This is a genomic window from Zobellella sp. An-6 (assembly GCF_052487945.1).
Map to the genome: position 1 here is coordinate 2,754,435 of NZ_CP199259.1, position 20,581 is coordinate 2,775,015.

The 20,581-nt window shown below is 62.7% G+C and carries 18 protein-coding genes; 6 read left to right on the forward strand and 12 right to left on the reverse strand.

The window, feature by feature from the left end:
- The first annotated feature begins 38 nt into the window (after window positions 1–38).
- On the forward strand, window positions 39–920 hold the full coding sequence (locus ACT7DK_RS12795) for a DMT family transporter (protein ID WP_445399720.1): 882 nt from the start codon (window positions 39–41) through the stop codon (window positions 918–920).
- A gap of 199 nt (window positions 921–1,119) precedes the next feature.
- Here ACT7DK_RS12795 and ACT7DK_RS12800 read toward each other — a convergent pair whose 3' ends face one another.
- From ACT7DK_RS12800 to ACT7DK_RS12815, 4 genes are all read right to left on the reverse strand, one after another.
- Window positions 1,120–2,319 (reverse strand): IS4 family transposase, encoded by a 1,200-nt coding sequence (locus ACT7DK_RS12800; RefSeq protein WP_445397490.1) that lies wholly within the window; start codon window positions 2,317–2,319, stop codon window positions 1,120–1,122.
- A gap of 166 nt (window positions 2,320–2,485) precedes the next feature.
- A complete protein-coding gene (gene iolG, locus ACT7DK_RS12805) occupies window positions 2,486–3,472 on the reverse strand; it encodes an inositol 2-dehydrogenase (RefSeq protein WP_445399722.1) in 987 nt (328 codons plus the stop codon).
- Between the two features lie 42 nt (window positions 3,473–3,514).
- Window positions 3,515–4,336, reverse strand: coding sequence for a 5-deoxy-glucuronate isomerase (gene iolB / locus ACT7DK_RS12810; protein WP_445399724.1), 822 nt, complete (start codon window positions 4,334–4,336; stop codon window positions 3,515–3,517).
- 196 nt (window positions 4,337–4,532) lie between these two features.
- Complete coding sequence (locus ACT7DK_RS12815; RefSeq protein ID WP_445399727.1) at window positions 4,533–5,378, reverse strand: AraC family transcriptional regulator; 846 nt, start codon at window positions 5,376–5,378, stop codon at window positions 4,533–4,535.
- A 167-nt stretch (window positions 5,379–5,545) separates the two neighbouring features.
- On the opposite strand from ACT7DK_RS12815, the gene ACT7DK_RS12820 reads away from it, so the two are divergent.
- Window positions 5,546–6,910: an MFS transporter gene (locus ACT7DK_RS12820; protein ID WP_445399729.1), complete on the forward strand. Its 1,365-nt coding sequence runs from the start codon at window positions 5,546–5,548 to the stop codon at window positions 6,908–6,910.
- 15 nt (window positions 6,911–6,925) lie between these two features.
- On the opposite strand, the gene ACT7DK_RS12825 is transcribed toward ACT7DK_RS12820, so the two are convergent.
- The 8 genes from ACT7DK_RS12825 to ACT7DK_RS12860 all read right to left on the reverse strand — a co-directional run bounded on the left by ACT7DK_RS12825 (window position 6,926) and on the right by ACT7DK_RS12860 (window position 17,094).
- Complete coding sequence (locus ACT7DK_RS12825) at window positions 6,926–8,098, reverse strand: Gfo/Idh/MocA family protein (protein WP_445399731.1); 1,173 nt, start codon at window positions 8,096–8,098, stop codon at window positions 6,926–6,928.
- 173 nt (window positions 8,099–8,271) lie between these two features.
- Window positions 8,272–9,195 (reverse strand): TIM barrel protein, encoded by a 924-nt coding sequence (locus tag ACT7DK_RS12830; protein ID WP_445399733.1) that lies wholly within the window; start codon window positions 9,193–9,195, stop codon window positions 8,272–8,274.
- Between the two features lie 250 nt (window positions 9,196–9,445).
- Complete coding sequence (locus tag ACT7DK_RS12835; protein WP_445399735.1) at window positions 9,446–10,198, reverse strand: sulfite exporter TauE/SafE family protein; 753 nt, start codon at window positions 10,196–10,198, stop codon at window positions 9,446–9,448.
- A gap of 173 nt (window positions 10,199–10,371) precedes the next feature.
- Window positions 10,372–11,844 carry a sugar porter family MFS transporter gene (locus ACT7DK_RS12840; protein ID WP_445399737.1) on the reverse strand — a complete coding sequence of 491 codons (1,473 nt, stop codon included), beginning with the start codon at window positions 11,842–11,844 and terminating at the stop codon, window positions 10,372–10,374.
- 330 nt (window positions 11,845–12,174) lie between these two features.
- Window positions 12,175–13,212, reverse strand: coding sequence for an ABC transporter permease (locus tag ACT7DK_RS12845; RefSeq protein WP_445399739.1), 1,038 nt, complete (start codon window positions 13,210–13,212; stop codon window positions 12,175–12,177).
- 22 nt (window positions 13,213–13,234) lie between these two features.
- Window positions 13,235–14,719 carry a sugar ABC transporter ATP-binding protein gene (locus tag ACT7DK_RS12850; protein ID WP_445399741.1) on the reverse strand — a complete coding sequence of 495 codons (1,485 nt, stop codon included), beginning with the start codon at window positions 14,717–14,719 and terminating at the stop codon, window positions 13,235–13,237.
- 55 nt (window positions 14,720–14,774) lie between these two features.
- Complete coding sequence (locus tag ACT7DK_RS12855; RefSeq protein ID WP_445399743.1) at window positions 14,775–15,698, reverse strand: sugar ABC transporter substrate-binding protein; 924 nt, start codon at window positions 15,696–15,698, stop codon at window positions 14,775–14,777.
- Between the two features lie 388 nt (window positions 15,699–16,086).
- The gene (locus ACT7DK_RS12860; RefSeq protein ID WP_445399745.1) at window positions 16,087–17,094 is read right to left on the reverse strand and encodes a LacI family DNA-binding transcriptional regulator; all 1,008 of its coding nucleotides are present in this window, start codon (window positions 17,092–17,094) and stop codon (window positions 16,087–16,089) included.
- A gap of 220 nt (window positions 17,095–17,314) precedes the next feature.
- On the opposite strand from ACT7DK_RS12860, the gene ACT7DK_RS12865 reads away from it, so the two are divergent.
- The 4 genes from ACT7DK_RS12865 to ACT7DK_RS12880 all read left to right on the forward strand — a co-directional run bounded on the left by ACT7DK_RS12865 (window position 17,315) and on the right by ACT7DK_RS12880 (window position 20,341).
- Entirely contained in the window at window positions 17,315–18,328 is a 1,014-nt protein-coding gene (locus ACT7DK_RS12865; protein WP_445399747.1) for a Gfo/Idh/MocA family protein, read from the forward strand.
- Between the two features lie 19 nt (window positions 18,329–18,347).
- Window positions 18,348–19,166: a TIM barrel protein gene (locus ACT7DK_RS12870; protein WP_445399749.1), complete on the forward strand. Its 819-nt coding sequence runs from the start codon at window positions 18,348–18,350 to the stop codon at window positions 19,164–19,166.
- 320 nt (window positions 19,167–19,486) lie between these two features.
- The gene (locus tag ACT7DK_RS12875) at window positions 19,487–20,038 is read left to right on the forward strand and encodes a septation protein A (RefSeq protein WP_445399751.1); all 552 of its coding nucleotides are present in this window, start codon (window positions 19,487–19,489) and stop codon (window positions 20,036–20,038) included.
- A gap of 3 nt (window positions 20,039–20,041) precedes the next feature.
- A complete protein-coding gene (locus ACT7DK_RS12880; RefSeq protein WP_445399753.1) occupies window positions 20,042–20,341 on the forward strand; it encodes a YciI family protein in 300 nt (99 codons plus the stop codon).
- The last annotated feature ends 240 nt before the right edge of the window (window positions 20,342–20,581 follow it).

A 20,581-nucleotide genomic window follows, 5' to 3' on the forward strand; every position in this document is an offset into this window, starting at 1 on the left:
AGCATCGCGGCTTTATCCGTCAACGATGGCCCGAGGTTATGGATCACCACCAGAAAGGACTGCTGCTCACCGCCCTGGGGGTGCTGATCATCTCCCCCGACGCCCTGTTGCTGCGCATCATCAGCATCCCCGCCGATCAGCTGGTGCTGTGGCGCGGGCTGCTCAACGTTCTGGGGTTCTGGCTTATCGTGGTGGCCCGCTACCGCCGCCACTGGTTTCGCGCCTACCTGGCCTGCGGCCGGGCGGGCCTGGGCTGCGCCCTGCTGTTCACGGTCAGCACCCTGGGCTTTGTGCTCGGCAACCATTTCACCAGTGCCGGCAACGTGCTGGTGATCCTGGCCTCGGCCCCGCTGATCGCCGCCCTGCTCAGCCGTGTGTTCCTGCATGAGCGGCTGCCCCTGCGCACCTGGCTGGCCATCGGCGCCTGCCTGGCGGGGATTTCGCTTATCGTGCTCGACGATGCCGGCGCAGGCTCCCTGCTCGGCAACGCCCTGGCACTGATGGCGGCCGTCGGGCTGGCCGGCAACCTGACCCTGGCCCGCAGCCGGCCCGGGGTGGACATGAGCCCCATGCTGACCCTGGGTGGCCTGGGCACCGCCCTGCTGGCCCTGGCCTGGAGCGGCGGGGTGATGCTGCCCGACGCCGCCAACCTGGGCTGGCTGCTGTTGCTTTGCCTGGTGCTGATGCCGGCGGGCTTCACCCTGATCCAGCAGGGGCCCTTGTACCTGCCCTCGGCGGAAGTGAGCCTGCTGCTGTTGCTGGAAACCGTCTTCGGCACCCTGCTGGTGTGGCTGTTTTTGAGTGAGCGGCCCACGGATCAGGGCCTGCTGGGCGGCGCCATGGTGCTGCTGGCGATGGCGGTGAAAAGCGTGCTCGACCGGCGGGCGCAAAAAAAGCGCCTGCTCACAGAGCAGGCGTAACACTCAGATCCAACGATCTGATACCCATCGAGAAACAAAACAGACTTGATAAGGTCCCACCTCAGCGGCGCCCCCTGGCCCCGGCGCCGTATTCTGATCGGCTGACGTCGCCCTGGGGAATCTCCCGCGTTGGGGGAAGCCTAGTGCAAACGGTCATGGACTCCCGCCTTCGCGCTGACGGCTCCCCAGTTTTTTCTGGTCATGCCGCGACCTCTTCCATGAGGGTGTAGATACGGCTCAAGCGTGTTAAGGCTCGCTCCAGTAGCGAGCCCGTTACTCTCCTCGGCTCATGGATAAGCACCTGTTTTCCCAAGGTTAAAAAGGAAAGCACCCGACGCTCCTCGGTGTTGGCCTGGTATCGCCGATGCAGCCCTTGTTGTTCGCACTCGAACCCCACCAACCATAGGAACAGGGTTGCTACCTGGGCTATCAGGCACAGTTGACCCAAGCGACCCTCCCCCTGACTTTTACTGTTGCTCCAGCCAAAACCGTAACGCTGGCTCTTGTCATCACGGAAGTTCTGCTCGATTTGCATCCGCTTCCGATACAGCGAGACGACCTGCTGGGCAGTGAGTTCCGCATCCGAGGTCACCAGCAGCCACGGCTCTTCCGCCGCGTCGCGATACTGCTTCTCTGCCTGGGGATACATGGGCTGCTTCTTGCCCCTTTTCTTGTGCCGTCCCTTCGAGGGGGCATGGTACTGGTGATAGTAAACCGGGCAGGCCGGCTTCACTGTCTTACCCAACAGGCCCGCTCCCAGCGCCTCCGGGGTGGCCGTCGCCTGCTGGGCCAGCGTGGCCGCGGGATACCACTCTTTCTCGTTATCCAACTTGCCATGGATGCGCCCGCGCACTCGCCCTACAAACACCCAGCCCAACGCCCGCACCTGATTCAGCCACGGCGTTTTAAAGCCACCGTCCGACAGAAGAATGACCCGCTGGTGTGCCCCCAGGGCGGCATGCAGATCGAGCAGAAACTGCTGATGTTCATCATGATTTTCTTGCCGCGCAGAGGGCACAACACGGTTCAGCAAGGGCAGGCTGCGACCTTCATACACCAGGCTGGCGCGCAAGACATGAAAGTCCTGGCTGCAACAGCCGCTCCAGTCAATGGCAATGAAGCAGCAGGGCAAGCAATCGGTGATGCGGCGGGTCAGGGCGGCACTCATGGTGACGCAGTCCTGGTGGGCCTTCTCATTACGAAGAAAGCGGTCGACGCGTTTTATCTTGTGCTTGACGCAGGCTTTGCCGGGCAGATGTCGTCCAATCCGGGTCAAGGAGAGGGTGTTGCCGGTAATGAGTCCTTCGGCACAGTTCAGCAGGGTTTTTACCCGAGCCTGATGAAAAGGAGCGAAGGCAGACGCGAAGAATTTATGGCAAACTGAGGACACGGCAGGCATGGCGGAACGTCTTTGTTTTTTTGGCGATTAATAAAGACGCAATCTACCATGCCTGCCGATTTTTTTGGGGATCCCTCAGCGCCTTCGCGGGAGTGACCGGAAGGGAGTGACGACAACGTACCGCGAATATGTTTCAGCAATCCGAAGGGGCCGACAGCCCCTTGCCTTACAGGCGGATCGTCTTGCCGGTGGCATAGGATTCCACCGCCGCGTCGGCCAGGCGCAGTGCCTGCTCGCCTTCCTTGCCGCCGCTCAGGCATTGGGCCCGGCCCAGGGCCACGTCCACGAAGTGGGCCCACTCGGCCTTGTAGGCGGCATGATAGCGCTCCAGGAAGAAGTATTGGGGGTTGGCCACCGCGGTGCCCTGCTCGTTGGCCAGCTGGACGGTGTTTTCCAGCTGGTTCTCGGCCCTGAGCATGCCCTCGGCGCCCAGGAGCTCGATGCGCTGGTCGTAGCCGAAGCCGGAGCGGCGGGTGTTGACGATGGTGCCCAGGGCGCCGGAGGCGAACTCCAGGGTGACCACGGCGGTGTCGATATCGCCGGCCTCACCGATGGCCGGGTCCACCACGCAGCTGCCGCGGGCGGTCACCGCCACCACCGGCTCGTCCACCAGGTAGCAGGCCATGTCGAAGTCGTGGATGGTCATGTCGCGGAACAGGCCGCCGGAGCGCTGGATGTAGGACACCGGGGGCGGCGACGGATCCCGGGACACGATCAGCACCGACTCGGCCTTGCCGATCTGGCCCTGCTGGTAGCGGTTGCGCACGGCGGCAAAGTTGGGATCGAAACGGCGATTGAAGCCCACCAGCAGCGGCACCCGGCACTCCTCCACCACCTTGAGGCAGGCCTGCACCCGCGCAAGGCTCAAATCCACCGGCTTTTCGCAGAAGATGGCCTTGCCGCTGCGGGCCGCCAGCTCGATAAAGTCGGCGTGGGTGTCGGTGGCCGAGCCGATGACCACGGCGTCGATGCCCGGGTCCGCCATCACCTCTTCCAGGGTCTTCACCGGCGCGCCGGTTTTCTCGGACAGACTCAGGGCCGCCTCCGGAAATGCATCCACGATGGCCACCAGTTGGCTCTCGGGGTGGGCCACGATATTCGCCGAATGCACCTGGCCGATGCGGCCGGCGCCAATCAATGCCACATTAATCATTTACCCTCTCCTTGTGCTTGTGTCGGCTTGCTTGTTGTTGGGTTACTTGCTTTTGGGGTAGTTATCGGAATTCACCCAGGCGTGATCGGCCTCCCAGGTAAAGCGCCATTTGCGGGTGGGCCCGGCCATCACGTTCAGGTAGTAGTTGTCGTAGCCGGCGATGGTGGCCACCGGGTGGTAGCCTTTCGGCACCTGCACCACGTCCTGGTTGTAGGGCGCCATGCACTCGTCCAGCTCGAAATCGTCGGTATAGACCCGCTGCAGGGCAAAGCCCTGGGGCGGATCGAAGCGGTGGTAATAGGTTTCTTCCAGGTAGGTTTCGCCCGGCTCGGCGTCCCGGTCGTGCTTGTGGGACGGGTAGGAGCTGGTGCAGCCCTCGTCGGTGAACACCTCCACCACCAGCAGGCTGTCCGCCTCGGCGGTGTCGGGCAGGATGTTGTGCACATAGCGCTGGTTATGGCCCTTGCCGCGATGCTCGGCATCGATACTGTCGGGGCCGATCAGCCGCGCCGGGTAGTTACCGAAACCCGGCGCCTTGCATACCGCCAGCTCTACTTTAGTGTCGGCGGTGACGGTGAAATGATCGTCGTTGGGCACATAGACGGCGTAGGGCTTCATCCGCTCGAAGGGATTCATCCGCTCGCCGATGGAGCCGACGTTCAGCTCTTTTGTGCGCACACTGGCCTTGCCCGCCACCAGCACCAGGCAGACTTCCCGGTCCAGGGTGTCCTGGCTCAGGCTCTGGCCGGCCTCCAGCTCATACACCTCGAAGCCCACATAACCCCAGCCGGCCGATTCCGGCGTGATGCGCTGGATGGCGCCCTGGCTGTCCGGTTGCCGGCGCTTGGATAATAACTTGGACATCCGCTCCCCCTGGTTGGTGCATGACTGAATTCTGTTGGGAATGATAATAAAACATTTATTTCGTTTTGTGAAAATGTGAATTTAAAAATCCAATCGCTCTTTGGCGGAACTGTGACTGGCGACACAATTCGTTAACCTCGCCGGCCGGCGCGGGCCGGTTTGGAGCAGGCTGGCACGGGGCCGGCGCGCGGCGGGGCTATTCCAGGTATTGCCGGCGGTACCGGCCGGGACTGATGCCCACCACCTTCCTGAAGGCGGTGTTGAAGTAGTTGGGGTTGTCGTAGCCCACCATCAGCGCGATGTCGGTGACGCTGAGCCCGGTGTTGATAAGCAAAGTCTGGGCCTCGCCGATGCGCCGGCGGATCAGGTACTGGATGGGCGAGCAGCCCACGCTTTGCCTGAAGCGGTGGGCGAGGTAATAGGGGCTGATATTGAGCGCCTCGGACAGCCGGCCCAGATCCAGCTCGTTCTGGTAGTGCCGGTCGATATAGCGCTTGACGCTTTCGCCCAGCTCATAGCGGGCTTCCGCTTCTTCCGCGTCCTGCTCGTCGATCAGGCTGGACACCATCAGCAGCAGCGCCTGCAGCAGGTGATCGCAGCAGGCCAGGCTGAGCCTGTGCTCGGAACGGATCTGGGCATGCAAGAGCCCGAACAGACTGTCGAACTCCCCATGGCGCTCGCCGGTGGGGATCCGCACCCGACCGCGACTCAGGGTGTTCTTGGGCAGGTCTTTGAGCTTGAGGTTGGCAAAGGCGCAGCAATAGACGCTCATGCCTCCGCCCGGGTTGGCGGACTCGTCGTGCAACACACCGCCGTTGTAGATCAGCAGATCGCCCCGCTCAGTACTGTAGGCGCGACCGTCGATGATATGGGTGCCGCTGCCCTCGCGGATAAAGACGATCTCCACCCGGTCGTCGTGCCGGTGCATGGCGCGAGGCAGACGGGTGTCGCCGGCGTCGGCCAGGCACAGGTACATCAGCTCGGCCGGCTGCTCCAGCTCCAGCCGGCCCCGGCGCTTGCCGCTGACAAAATGCTGTATCACGCCGTCTCTCCTGGTGGGCACACCCGCTTATCTTGTCCCCGGGGAGCGCGCGGCGCAAGCCCGGCTCCCGCCGGGAAGGCCACCACCAGCCTCCCCCGACCTTTGACGGAAACCCAAAAGCGGCGCAAAATCGCTCTTTCGATCGCGCCAATAACAAGACCCAGATAATGACAAAAAGCACGATACCTCCCCATTACCCCAGCCTGATCAATCCCGTGCTGATCGGCGGCTGCATCATCATCCTGGTCAGCTTTTCCGTGCGGGCGTCGTTCGGACTGTTCCAGCTCCCCATTGCCGAGGAGTTCAACTGGCCGAGGGCGGAGTTCTCTTTTGCCCTTGCCCTCCAGAACCTGTTCTGGGGCATAGGCCAGCCGCTGTTCAGCGCCCTGGCCGAGAAGTACGGCGACCGGAAAGCCATCGTCGCCGGCGTGGCCTGTTATGTGCTGGGGCTGGTGCTTTCCGCCCAGGCGATCACCCCGGGTCAGCACCAGCTGCTGGAGATGCTGATAGGCTTTGGCATCGCCGGCACCGGCTTCGGCGTTATCCTCGCCGTGGTGGGCCGGGCGGCCTCCGACCAGCACCGCTCCCTGGCCCTGGGGATCGCCACCGCCGCCGGCTCGGCCGGGCAGATCATCGGCCCGCCGCTCACCCAGTGGCTGCTGGAGCGAATGCCCTGGCAGTCGGTGTTCGTCAGCCTGGCGGGCGTTATCGTGCTGTCGCTGCTGGCGCTGTTTTTGATGCGGGTGCCGCCCCCCGCGCCCAGGCAGCCTCATGAAGAGAACATGGGCGAGGTCGTGAAGCGGGCACTGAAGGATCCCTCGTTTTTGTTCATCTTTATCGGCTTTTTCTCCTGCGGCTACCAGCTGGCCTTTATTATTAACCCGGCGGCAATTTCGATCAGTCCTCAGCCCAGTAACCATGCGGCTTTCGGGGCTGTCCTGGCAGATGTAAACTGCCACCAGGTTAATACCGCCCACTTCCCGGCCTTTATCACCGAGATGTGCAGCGCCATCGCGCCGGACAGCCTGGTCCGGGCCCTGGGGGTGAGCTCCACCTCCAGCCTGGGCGCCGTGGCCATCGCCCTGATCGGCCTGTTCAATATCGGCGGTACCCTGCTGGCCGGCTGGCTGGGCAACAAGTACTCGCGCAAGTACCTGCTGGCGGGAATTTATGCGCTGCGCACCCTGGTGGCCGCGCTCTTTATCCTGAACCCCATCACCCCGGAAAGCGTGGTGCTGTTCTCGATGGCCATGGGCGCCCTCTGGCTGGCCACGGTGCCGCTCACCTCCGGCCTGGTGGCCCAGATATACGGGCTGCGCTACATGGGCACCCTGTATGGCCTGGTGTTCTTTTCCCATCAACTGGGTGGCTTTATGGGGGTCTGGCTGGGCGGCACCCTGTACGACCTGCATTCGAACTACCTGCTGGTGTGGTGGATCGGCGTCGGCTTCGGGGCCCTGTCGGCCCTGGTGCACCTGCCCATCGAAGAAAAGCCCTGGTCGATGCGGGAAAAGCCGCTGCCCGCGGCCTGACCCTGTTGCGGATCGCTAGCGGTAATCCACCCACACCGCGCCCAGATCCGCCGAGCGCACGCAGTTTTCCACCCAGCGCACCCCTGCCACCCCGGCCTCGATGCCGGGGATGTGCAGGGCCTGCACCCGGTCGTGCTCGCCCGCGTCGCAGGCTTCCATCGCCAGGGCGAAACGGTAGTAGAGGTTGGACCAGGATTCGAACAAGCCCTCGGGATGGCCGCCGCCGATGCGATCGTCCTCCCGCGCCTCGGGGTAGAGGTAGCCCATGCCCCGCTCCAGGATGCGCGCCGGCTCGCCCTGGATTTCAAAACGCAGCTGGTTGGGCTGCTCGTCCCACCACTCCAGGCTGGCCCGGGAACCGATCACCCGGATCTTCTGGCCGTGCATGGAGCCGGCGTTGACCGCGCTGGCCCAAACATGCCCCATCACCCCGCCGCTGTACTGCATCAGCACATAGGCGTTGTCTTCGAGCGGTGCCCGGCTCCGCACGAAGCTCTGGCGGGCGCACAGCAGCTTTTCAATCTTCAGCTGTGGCAGCATCACTTCGGACAGATAGAGCGGATGGGTGGCCAGATCCCCCAGCACATAGCTGGGCCCGGCATAGCGGGGATCCACCCGCCACCGGGTGCTGGGGTTCCCCTGCTCCACCGCCTCACTGTGGAAGCCGTGGGCGAACTGCATGTGCACCATGCGGATCTCGCCCAGCTCGCCGTGGGCGATCATGGCCCTGGCCTGGCTGATCAGCTGGTGGCCGGCATAGCCGTAGGTTACGCACAGCATGCGCTGCCGGCGCTCGGCCAGGGCGCGCAGCTCCTCGGCCTCGGCCAGGGTAAAGCACAGGGGTTTTTCGCACACCACGTGCAGGCCGGCTTCCAGCGCCGCCTTGCTGATGGCGAAGTGGGTGCCGTTGGGGGTGGCGATGGACACCGCCTGGATGCCGTCTTCCCGTTTGGCCTCTGCGGCGAACAGGGTCTGGTAGTCGGCATAGCAGCGCTCGGGCGCCACCTGCAGGCCGGCGCCGAATTCCCGGCCCCGTTCGGGGTCGAGGTCGAAGGCGCCGGCCACCAGCTGGAAGCTGTGGTCGCGCAGCGCCGCCGAGCGGTGGATATAGCCAATCTGGCTGCCCTTGCCGCCGCCCACCATGGCCCAGCGGATGGGCGCCTTGACCTTGCGTTCTCCATAAATCATTGCGATTTCTCCTTATTCCAGTCGTCTGTAGGTATCCCGAGTCCGGCCAAAGGGACTACTCCGCCGACCCGCTGTAAATACATCCCTGTACGCTCGCACATGCCATCCCTGGCATGTGACGGTCGGCGGAGCAGCTCCCTTTGCCCGCCCCTTTGACATTGGTATTGGCTGCCCTAAAACCCCTTGCCCTGCAAAAAGGCCAGGCTGGCGGTCACATCCTGCAGGCTGCCGGCGGCGTTGCGCGGATCCCGCTCCTGCTCCACCGTGATATAGCCCTGGTAGTCAAGCTTCTTGAGCAGGGCGTGGATGGCGTCGTAGTCCAGCACGCCCCGGCCGATGGGACACATCACGCCCCGGGCGCAGGCGGCGAAGAAGTCCACCGGCTCCGCCATCACCTCGGCGTACACCTCGGGGTCTATGTCCTTGAAATGCAGGTAGTCGATGCGCCCGGCATGGCGCCGCAGCCAGCTCACCGGATCCATCTTCGAGTAGTAGAGATGGCCGGTGTCCAGGCACAGGCCGGCCACCTCGGCGGGGATGTCCTCTACCAGTCGCTCGATTTCATCCTCGAATTCGATATAGCCGCCCGCGTGGGGATGGATCACCGCCCGCACCCCGTACCGGTCCCGGGCCAGGGTGGCGATGGCTTCGATGTGCGCCATGGTCTGCCGCCAGCGCTCGGGCGAGAGCCGGGGCGCGCGCTCCGGGTGGCCGGCCACCAGGCTGCGCTCGGCGTGTACATGGTCGATCAGCACCAGGTAGGGGGCGGCGAAGCGCTGGCCCGGCGCCTTGGGCAACCGGGGCAAGCGGCTGAGCAGGTCGCAGATGTCACGGGTCTGGCGGAGCAGGTTGTCGAGGTTGGCCGGGTCCACCAGATCGTCGAAGATGGTGCCCGCCACCACGCTCAGGCCGTTGGCGTCGAGCGCCGTGCCGACCAGATCAATATCCAGCGGCAAATAGCCGTAGGGGCCGAGTTCGATGCCCCGGTAGCCGGCCTGGGCCGCCTCGCTCAGTACCCTTTGCCAGGGCGGCAGGTGGGGATTGTTGACGTCGTCCACGCCCCAGCAGCAGGGGGCACTGGTGATGTGTATGGTCATGATGGCACCTCGGATAGGGCTTTACGCCGTTGTTAATGTGCTGTTATTAGAGCAAAAGCCGGCAGGGCCCATATTCGATTTCTTGCGCTTTGTGAATGTTGGCAGAGAACGGAAATTGCGATATATGGCGCATCGAAGTGGGCTGCGAGTAAAAAGAGTAGAGCAAAACTTCGTCTTCTTGCTTTAGGGGTCATTGCCCCGCCGGATTTCTCCCGGCTGTGGGTGGCGCTCCAGCAATATGGCGGCCTGATCACCACCAGATCTGGAGGCTAAGCTGCAGGAAGTGCAGGCCGGAGAGGAACAAGAGCCCGTAGCACAGCCGGTAGATCAGTTGCTGGCTGGCGGTTCGGACCAGCCAGACCCCGAGCCAGACCCCGACCGGCACCAGCGGCACCAGCATCAGGGAGGTTTGCAGGTTGCCGGGGTTGAGCTGGCCCAGCAGGGCATAGGGCACCAGCTTCATCAGGTTGATCAGGGCGAACAGCACCGCCATGGTGCCGATCAGCAGCCGTTTCTCCAGTTGCTGGTGCAACAGGTACATGCTGGCCGGCGCCCCGCCGGCGTGGATGGTGGTGCTGAACAGACCGGTGAGGGTGCCCCACAGGGTGCCCTGGCCCAGGCCGCCGGCCCTGGCCGGCACCGGCGGGCTGAACCAGTGGTGCAGGCAGAACAGGATGGAGGCAATACCGATAAAGCCGGTGAGCAGCCAGGTCGGCGCCCGGGCCATCAGCAGCCCCGCCAGCGCCACCCCCAGCAGGGCGCCGGGGATGATCTGGCGGATTTGGCGCCAGCACACATGGCGGTGGTGCCAGGCCACGGCGAACAGGTCCATCAGGCACAGCAGCGGCAGCAGCACGGCGGCGGCGGTGGAGGGATGGGTGGTAAGGCTGATGAGCGGCACCGCCACCACCCCCAGGGCACCGCCCAGGCCGCCCTTGCCGATGCCGTAGATCAGCACGGCGGGCACGGCAACCAGGTAGAAGAACGGATCGGTGATCATCATGAGCCCTCAAAAAAACCGGCCCAGGGGCCGGTTTCAGACTACAGACAAAGCTTCGCAGTTATCGGTAGTCACTCCCGCGAAGGCGGGAGCCCAGTGCGCCGTGCCCTGGATCTCCGCCTTCGCGGAGATGACGATGGTAATACATCCATAACGAAGGAAAATACCGGGCAAAATCAGCCGCTGGCCCGGGCCATCTCGGCCGGTAGCTCCTTGGCTTCCAGCCTGGTTTTGGACAACATGGTTTCTTCCATCCGCTCCAGGGTCACGCCCTTGGTCTCGGGCAGGAAACGGGTGACGAAGAAGTAGGACAGCACACAGCAACCGGCGAACAGCCACATGGGGAAGGCGCCGTTGAAGTGCTCGAGCAGGAAGGCGTTGTCGTTCATCAGCGGGAAACCGAGGCCGATAATGAAGTTGCTCACCCACATGGCGGCTATCGCCAGCGACATGCCCTCGGAACGCATCCGGTTGGGGAAGATTTCGGACACCACCACCCAGGCGCCCACCGCCCAGGAGAAGGCGAAGAACAGCATAAACAGCAGCATGCCGGAGAGGATGAAATAGCCGTTGCGCACTGCCTCGACCCCGGCAAGGCCCGCCGAGTGGTAGAGGAAGTAGGAGGTCACCAGCAAGCCCAGGGTCGAGCCGATGGCGCCGATGCGCAGCAGCGGCACCCGCCCTACCCTGTCCATCAGAAAGGCGCCGATGGTAGTACCGATCAGTTGCACCACCCCGATCCAGATGGTCATAAACAGGGCGGCCTCGTTGTTGCCGGTGGCCTGCTCCAGCACCACGGGGGCGAAGTACATCATCACGTTGACCCCGGTGGCCTGCTGGAAGATGGCGATCATGCAGCCCACGAAAGCGATAAACCAGAACGCCTTGTCGTTTTTGTAGTCGACCTTGCGCTTTTGCTGCTGCTCCAGTCGGCGCAGCTTGAGCGAGTCCTTGATCTCCTTGAGTACCTTTTCCGGGTAGGGACCGTTGTAGATCCTGCGCAGGGTGGCCAGGGCCGCGGCGTCGTTGCCCTTTATCACGTTCCAGCGGGGCGATTCGGGGATAAACATCACCACCAGGCAGAACAGCAGGCAGGGGATCACCTCAGAGCCCAGCATCACCCGCCAGCCCATGTCCACCAGCCAGGCTTCGCTCTCCCCCTTGGCGATCAGGTAATTGATGGTAAAAATCGCCACCTGGCCGAACACGATGGCGAAGTTCTGCATGCCGATCGCCCGGCCGCGCATGTCCTTGGGCGAGACTTCCGACATGTACATGGGCGACACCGCTGAGGCCAGGCCCACCGCCACCCCGCCGATCAGGCGGTAGACGATAAACCAGGAGAAGGTATCCACCAGGGCGGAGCCCAGGGCGGAAACGGTAAACAGCAGCGCCGCCAGCACCAGCGCCTTCTTGCGGCCGAGCCGGCCGGCGATGGCACCGGCGGCAAAGGCGCCGACGATGCAGCCGATGGCCACGTTGGAGACCGCCCAGCCCACACCGGCGGCGTCCAGTCCGAAATAGCTCTTGATGGGGCCGATGGCGCCGGAAATCACCGCCGTGTCGTAGCCGAACAGCAGGCCTCCCAATGCGGATACCGCGCAGATCAGCAGTACGTACTTGATGTTGTATCTTCCTTGCGGCGTCATGATGCCTCCGTTTGCATAGCTGCCTGGCCATGGGCCTGCGTAAAAGCAAGGTAACGTTATTGTTATTGATTTATCTCGCACACAAACTAAACCAAAAATCCATTTAAATCAATTTTGAAATAAAAATTCCACGATCTGAATCGCGATTTGTGCCTGATATGTAAAATTTTGTTTGACCGGGATCCCGTTTCGGCAGCGCTCCGGGCACCGTCAGGGTGAAACGACGACCGTTCGTTTCATGCTGCAGTAGGGGAATCGAAGCCCCATAAAAAACAGGCAGGGGCCGAAGCCGCCTGCCTGAAAAAGGACAAATCGCACCAGGATATTGAATTAGCGTTTGGCTCTGTTGCGGCGCATGTCGATCACCACGGCACCGACGATGATGGCGCCCTTGATGATGTCCTGCACATAGGTATCCACCCCGATAAAGGTGAAGCCGCTCTTCATCAGGCCGAGGATGATGGCGCCGATCACGCAGCCGGTGATGCGCCCCACCCCGCCCATCAGGCTGGTGCCGCCGATCACCGCCGCGGCGATGGCGTCCAGCTCGTAGGCCATGCCCATGCTGGACTGGCCGCTGCTCACCCGTGCCGCCATCACGATGCCCGCCAGGCCGGACAGGGCGCCCGCTATGGTGTAAACGATGATCAGGTACTTGTCGACGTTGATGCCGGACACCCGGGCCGAGGTCATGTTGCCGCCGATGGCGTACACGTATTTGCCGTAGCGGGTATGCTTGAGCGCGATATGGAACACCACCGCCACCACCAGGAAGATCACCACCGGCACCGAGCCCTGGCCGATGGAGGTAAAGCCGTCGGACAGGAAGCTGATGGGGTTGCCCTGGGTATAGAACTGGGCCAGGCCGCGGGCCGACACCATCATCCCCAGGGTGGCGATAAAGGGCGGTATGCCGGTCTTGGTGATCAGCCAACCGTTGAGCAGGCCGCACAACAGCCCCACCCCGATGCCCGCCACTATCGGCACTATGGCCGGCAGATCCACCAGGGACGGATACATGGGCGAGATGCTGTCGGCGGTTTGCGCCAGGCTGGCCGCCACCACCGCGGTGAGCGCCACCAGCGAGCCGGAGGAAAGGTCGATGCCGGTGGTGATGATGACCTGGGTCACGCCCACCGCGATGATGCCGATGATGGCCACCTGCAGCACGATCAGCACCAGCCGGCCCGGGTTCATCAGGAAGGACTGGCCGCGGAACACCCAGCCCAGCACCTCGAACACCAGGGCGATGCCGATCATCACCAGGAAGATGCCCATGTCCTTGGGCATTTTCCGCTTGAGGTTGTCCCAGGCGGTGCCGTTGTTCTGCGTTGCCGCCATCTCTTTCGTTGCCTTCACGTTTTCCATAGTCCTGTTCCTTTATAACCGCTTATTCCGAGGCCAACTCGAGGATTTTTTCCTGAGTGGCTTCCTCCCGGTCGAGAATGCCGGTGATATGCCCCTCGTGCATCACCATCACCCGGTCGCTCATGCCCAGGATTTCCGGCAGCTCCGACGACACCATGATGATGGCCACGCCCCGGTTGGCCAGTTCGCTGATCAGCTTGTAGATCTCCGCCTTGGCGCCCACGTCGATGCCGCGGGTGGGCTCGTCCAGGATCAGTATCTTGGGTTGGGCCAGCAGCCAGCGGGCGATCAGCACCTTTTGCTGGTTGCCGCCGCTCAGGTTGTTGATGATCTGATCCATGGTCGGGGTCTTGATGTTGAGCTTCTGGATCTGCTCCATGCAGTCCTTGACCATGTCCGCGTGCCTGACGAAGCCCTTGCCGTCGATGTAGCGGGGCATCTTGACGATGCTCATGTTTTCCAGCACCGACAGCACCAGGAACAGGCCCGACTTCTTGCGGTCCTCGGTGAGGAAGGCCAGCCCCAGATCGATGGCCTGGGCGGGGGAGCCTATCTGCACCTCCTGCCCTTCCAGCACCAGGCTGCCGCTGTCGGCCGGGTGCACCCCGAACAGGCTTTCCATCACCTCGCTGCGCCCGGCGCCCACCAGGCCGGCCACGCCCAGGATCTCGCCCCGCTTGAGCGAAAAGCTCACGTCGTGGAACTTGCCGGCACGGCAGAGGTTGTGCACCGTCAGCACTTCTTCCCCGATATTGTCGTTGAACTTGGGGAACATCTGGGTCAGCTCGCGGCCCACCATCCTGGTGATCAGGCTCTGACGGTCGAAGTGCTCGGTCTTGTCCGAACCGACATAGGTGCCGTCCCGGAAGATACTGATTTCATCGGTGATTTCGAAAATTTCGTCCATCTTGTGGCTGATGTAGACGATGGACTTGCCCTGCTCCTTGAGGTCGTTGATGATGCGGAACAGGTGGAACACCTCCCCTTCGGTCAGGGCCGAGGTGGGCTCGTCCATGATCACCACGTCGGCGTTGTAGGACACCGCCTTGGCGATTTCGATCATCTGCTGGGTGCCGATGCTGAGATCGCCCACCAGGGTGTCGGGTTTGACCTTGATGCTGAGCTGTTTGAGCAGCTTGTCGGTTTCCCGGTAGAGGATGTCGTGGTCGACGAACAGGCCCTTCATGGGCTCGCGGCCCAGCCAGATATTCTCCGCCACCGTCATGTAGGGCACCAGGTTCAGCTCCTGGTGGATCATGGAAATGCCGGAGTGCAGGGCGTCCATGGTGTCGCGGAAATTCATTTCCTTGCCCTTGACCTTGATGGTGCCGGTATCGGGCGTATAGATACCGATCAGGCATTTCATCAGGGTCGACTTGCCGGCACCGTTTTCGCCCATCAGGGCATGCACGCTGCCCGGCCGTATCTTCAGGGTGACGTTGTCCAGCGCCTTGACACCGGGGAAGCCTTTGCTGATGCCTTCGGCCTCGAGCACATATGGGTACATCTGATTACCTCCGAGACGTATCAAGGGGCCCGGCCCGCGGACCCCGGTTGATGGCTTAGTTACGTCCAACGAATTCCTTGTAGTTGTCGGGAGAAACCAGCTCGTAGGGGATCATGACGTTTTTATCCACAGCCTCCCCTTTCGCCATTTTCACCGCCGTTTCGATGGAGGCCTTGCCCTGCCCCTTGGCGTCCTGGAACACGGTCAGAGCCATCATGCCCTTGTCCACAAAGGCCAGGGCGTCGGGGGTGGCGTCCACGCCGCCCACGATCACGTCCTTCAGGCGATTGGATCCCAGGGCCATGATGGCACCGATGGCCATTTCATCGTTGTTGGAGGCGATGGCGTCGATCTCGTAGCCGGACAGCAGCCAGTTGTTGGTCACGTCGATGCCTTCCTTGCGGGACCACTTGGCGGTTTCCTTGGCGATGATCTTGATGTCCGGGTACTTGGCGGCCACTTCCTCCACCCCGCGGGTCCGGTCGCGAGTGGCTTCGTTGGACAGCTCGCCCATCAGGATGGCGACATTGCCCTTGCCGCCCAGCTTCTCGGCGATATATTCCATCTGCAACCGTCCAGCCACCTTGGAGTCGGAGCCGACAAAGGCCATGCCGTCGGGCAGCTCGGCCTCGGGACGGCGGTTGACGAAGATCAGGGGAATGCCGGCTGCCTCGGCGCGTTTGATGATGGGCGCCACCGCCTGGGTATCCACCGGGTTGATCACGATGGCATCCAGCTTCTGGTTGACGAAACTCTCCACCTGCTGCAATTGCTGCCCCACGTCGTTCTTGGCGTCCTCGAACTGGGCATCGACCCCTTCCAGCTCGGCGACTTTCTCCTGCATGGCCTGGCGGATCAGGGTCAGGAAGTTGTCGTCGAACAGTGCCATGGACACCCCGATCTTGAGATCCTCGGCATAAGCGCCGAAGGGCAGCACCGAAGCCAGGGCGGAAGCAACAATCAGTTTCTTGAATTTCATGGTCTTACTCCTTGTAGGGAAGCGGTGTTTCATTCCTTGAGGCTGCCAAACCACGCAGCAGCCGTTAAGAGCATGGTCGTTCCTGCGAACACCTAATTTGAACGTTTATTTCAAAATTAATATTGTTGGAATTTATGATTTTTCGCAAGGCACCATTACCGCTAAACAGCAAAAAAATAACAATTCTTTGACATGGATCTTGTTATGGTACTCCCGGCCCGAATATCAGCTCGGGCATCAATTTATTAAACTCATATAAATCATTAGGTTATTAGCATCCCCAAATTTAAGGGGAAAAGTCGGTGCCCATGCCCCGCCCGGGCCCGCCAGGACCCGGAACAGAGAGGAAAAGAATGAAATATAAATTTCAACAGCGGAGGGCGGCAGCTCAGGCGCCGATGTTTTCGGGAGTGAACAGGGAGAAGTCGATGCGCCCGCCGGCGGCCGGCGCGATCTGCTCCAGATGACAGAGCAACAACTCCAGGGCACGGAAGGCATGCAGCCTGGGGTTCTGATCCAGGGTCAGCTGCATCAGGCCCCGCCGCAGCAGGCCCTCGGTGGTGGCGTGGCGCTCGTGGCCGATAAAGATGCAACGTCCGGCCAGGTCCCGGCGTGCCAGCAGGCGGGCGATGGTGCCGTTGCCGGGCCCGGTGTTGTACACCGCCACCACCCGGCCTTCGGCCAGCCGCTCCCGCACCAGGGACTCGATAAGCGGATTTTGCTCCCGCCCCTCCAGCACCCGGGGCAGCAGATGGGGCGCGGACTCCGCCAGCCGCTCCCGGCAGCCGCGCATCCGCTCCCGGTGCACCAGCACCTCCAGCGGGCCGCACACCACCAGCACCTCGCCGGGTTCCCGGCACCACTGGCCCAGCAACCAGCCGGCAGTGCGCCCGGCGGCGTACTGATCGATGCCCACATGGGCAAGGGGCGCCGTGCCCGGCAGCTCGGTAACCAGGGTGATCACCGGCACCCCCTGGTCGGTGGCGGCGTTCACCGCCGCCACCACCGCCGGATGATCCGAGCCGAACAGGATGATGCCGTCCCGGCCGGCGGCGGCCTCGCCCAGTTTCTTCGCCAGCAGGGAAGGCTCCCGCTCGCCCACAAAGGTACGGTGCAGCACCAGGCGCCGCTTGCCCAGGGTGTCGGCCGCCTGCATAAAGCTCTTGCTCAGCTGTTTGAAGAAATAGGTGTCGCTGTCGCTCAGGAACACCTCTATATGGCGCAGCCGGCGCCATTCGTCGGGCAACACCCGTTTCAGCCCCAGCTCCCGGGCGATACGGATCACCCGCTCGGCGGTGTCCGGCGACACATTGCCCCGCTCGTTCAACACCCGATCCACCGTGGCTTCCCCCACCCCGGCCCGCCTGGCGACCTCCGCCAGCGTGATCTTCTTCATGTTTCTTCACTCCAGATCCCGACATGAGCCCAGTATAGCCTCGGGTGATGGTTTTCCATCATCACGGTCTTGGCGTTTTTGCCCCGCCACTGCTTATAGTGATGGTCATGAAACATAAATTCCAACAAGCCGGTAACATCGAAAAATGCCGGCGTGCTGGAAGAAGACCGCTGAGCGTCGGCGCCATGCCGACGAGACGACCTTTATCTGGAGAAAAAACATGACAATCAGAATCGGTGTTATCGGTACCGGCGCCATCGGCGCAGATCACGCCCGCCGCATTACCCAGACCCTGTCCGGCGGCCGGGTGGTGGCGGTGAACGACGTCAACCGGGCCCAGGCCGAAGCGGTGGTGGCACGACTGGGGCTGGACGCCCGGGTCTACGACAACGGCCACGACCTGATCCAGGCCGACGACGTAGATGCCGTGCTGGTCACCTCCTGGGGTCCCACCCACGAGGAGTTCGTGTTGTCCGCCATTGCGGCCGGCAAGTACGTGTTCTGCGAGAAACCCCTGGCCACCACCGCCCGGGGCTGCCTCAATATCGTCGAGGCCGAGGTCGCCGCCGGCAAGCGCCTGGTGCAGGTCGGCTTTATGCGCCCCTACGACAAGGGCTACCAGCTGCTGAAGCAGGCCATCGACGCCGGCCAGATCGGCGAGCCGCTGATGGTGCACTGCGCCCACCGCAACCCGACCGTGCCCGACAGCTATGTCACCAGCATGGCCATCGTCGACACCGCCATCCACGAGCTGGACGTGCTGCGCTGGCTGCTGGACGACGACTACAAGACGGTGCAGGTGGTGTATCCCAAGCGTACCCGACACCGTTTCGAGCACCTGGCCGATCCGCAGATAGTGCTGATCGAAACCCAGAAAGGCGTGCGCATCGATCTGGAAATCTTCGTCAACTGCCAGTACGGCTACGACATCCAGTGCTCGGTGGTGGGCGAAACCGGTGTCGCCAACCTGCCCGAGCCCCAGAGCCTGTTGCTGCGCACCGAGGCGACGCTTGCCACCAACATCCTCACCGACTGGAAACAGCGCTTTATCGACGCCTACGACATCGAGCTGCAGGACTTTATCAAGGGCATTGAACAGCAGCAGCTGTCCGGCCCCACCGCCTGGGACGGTTATGCCGCCGCCGTGGCCGCCGATGCCTGCGTGTTGGCCCAGGAAAGTGGCCAGATTGAACCCGTGGTGATGGCCGAGCGCCCCACCTTCTACAACAAGTGATGTACGGAGCCGAATCAAGATGTCTCAACTGACCCCTACTTTCTCCCTGAACCATATGACGGCGCCCAGGCTGAGCGCCTTCGAATTGCTCGACACCGCCAAGGCGCTGGGCCTGAAGGCGGTGGAGCTGCGCAACGACGTGGCCGACAACAGCATCAGCGAGCTGGACAACGCCCGCGCCATCGGTGCCCGGGCCCGAGAGCTCGACATCGAGATCCTGAGCATCAACGCCCTCTATCCGTTCAACGTCTGGAACCAGGAGCGCGCCGCCCAGGCCGAAAGACTGGCCGAACTGGCCGCCGCCTGTGGCGCCACCGGCCTGGTGCTGTGCCCACTCAACGACGGCAGCTTCCAGGGCTCGGACGCCGCCAGCCTGGAGCAGGCCCTGAACGGCCTCAGACCGATACTGGAAAAGCACGGCCTCAAGGGTTTTGTGGAGCCGCTGGGCTTCCCCGTCTCCTCCCTGCGGCTGAAGAAGAACGCCGTGGCCGCCATCCAGGCGGTGGGCGGCGAGGGGCGCTTTGCCCTGGTGCATGACACCTTCCATCATATGGTGGCGGGCGAAACCGAGTTCTTCCCCGAGTTCACCGGCCTGGTGCACATCTCCGGGGTGGAAGACACCGCCATCGGCTACGAGCAGATGCTGGACGCCCACCGGGTGCTGGTCGGCCCCGCGGACCGGCTGGACAATATCGGCCAGATCCGCACCCTGCTGCAGGCCGGCTACCGGGGCTACTTCTCCTTCGAGCCCTTCGCCCGGGAAGTGTGCGAGCTGGACCAGCCGCTGCCGGCGGTGCAGGCCAGCATGGACTTTATCGCCGAAGGCGTGCAGGGCTGAGTCCCCGCTCCCTCTCGTCGTCTCCCCATATGCCAAGGGCCCCGGCTCCGCATCGGACCGGGGCCCTCTCGGCTGGATGGCAAAGTTCACCATCCGTTTCTTCGCCAGATATTCCCTGTCAGCACCGTTGTTTAGTGGCCGTCACCTCCGCGAAGGCGAAGGTCCATGAGGTATTGCGCTGGATGCCCACCTGCTCGGCATGACGAAAGAGGGACCCCGACGCTTTGTCAGCCGTTTGCCGTGAATAAACAACGGCAACTTTGCCTGCGGCCGGCCATGGGGGTAAACTGGGCCCACATTCGCAGTACGGGTCATTCCTAATGAAGCAATTCGCCGAGTTCATCCCGCTCATCATCTTCTTCGTGGTGTACAAGACGGTCGATATCTATGCCGCCACCGGCGCCCTGATGGCCGCCACCTGCGTACAGATGCTGGTGCAATGGATCAGGCATAAACGGCTGGAAAAGATGCACCTTATCACCCTGGTGCTGGTGCTGTTCTTCGGCGGGCTGACCATGTTCTTCCAGGACGATGCCTTTATCAAATGGAAGGTGACCGCCGTCAACGGCCTGTTCGCCCTCGGCCTGCTGGTGAGCCGTTACGGCTTCGGCAAGAACCCGCTCAAGCAGATGCTGGGCAAGGAGCTCACCCTGCCGGACGCCATCTGGGACAGGGCCAACCTGGCCTGGGTCGGCTTTTTCCTGTTCTGCGGCCTGCTCAATATCTATGTGGCCTTCAATCTCTCCCAGGAACTGTGGGTCAACTTCAAGGTATTCGGCCTGCTCGGCCTGACGCTGCTGTTTACCATCGCCACCGTTTTCTATCTGTACCGGCATCAACCCACCCAGGAAAAAAACAAACAGGAAGGATAAATCATGTGGTACGTCATCTTTGCTCAAGACGCCCCCAATAGTCTGGAAAAACGATTGGCCGCCCGCCCGGCCCACCTGGCCCGGCTGCAGGCCCTGGCCGAGGAAGGCCGGCTGCTGGTGGCCGGCCCCAACCCGGCCATTGATGCCGAAGACCCGGGCGCGGCCGGTTTTACCGGCAGCACGGTGATCGCCGAGTTCGACTCGCTGGAAGCCGCCCAGGCCTGGGCCGATGCCGATCCCTACCTGGCCGCCGGCGTCTACGCCTCCGTCATCGTCAAGCCCTTCAGAAAAGTCCTGCCCTGAACCAGAACCGACCTTGGCCGGTTTCCCCCTGTCAAGGTCGCCAATCATTGCTGGCTCTCCTGTACGCACACTCCCTTGAGCTGAAAGAAGTTCACCGACGTAGCCAACCCCGCCTGGAATCAGGTTGTGATCGGTGCCGGCCACGCCCTGCAGCAGACCATCGGCAGTGCGCTCCGCAGGCGACAATATGAGCTCATTTGAGTCATATCATGAGACGACGCCCCTTTCCCCCAAACGGGG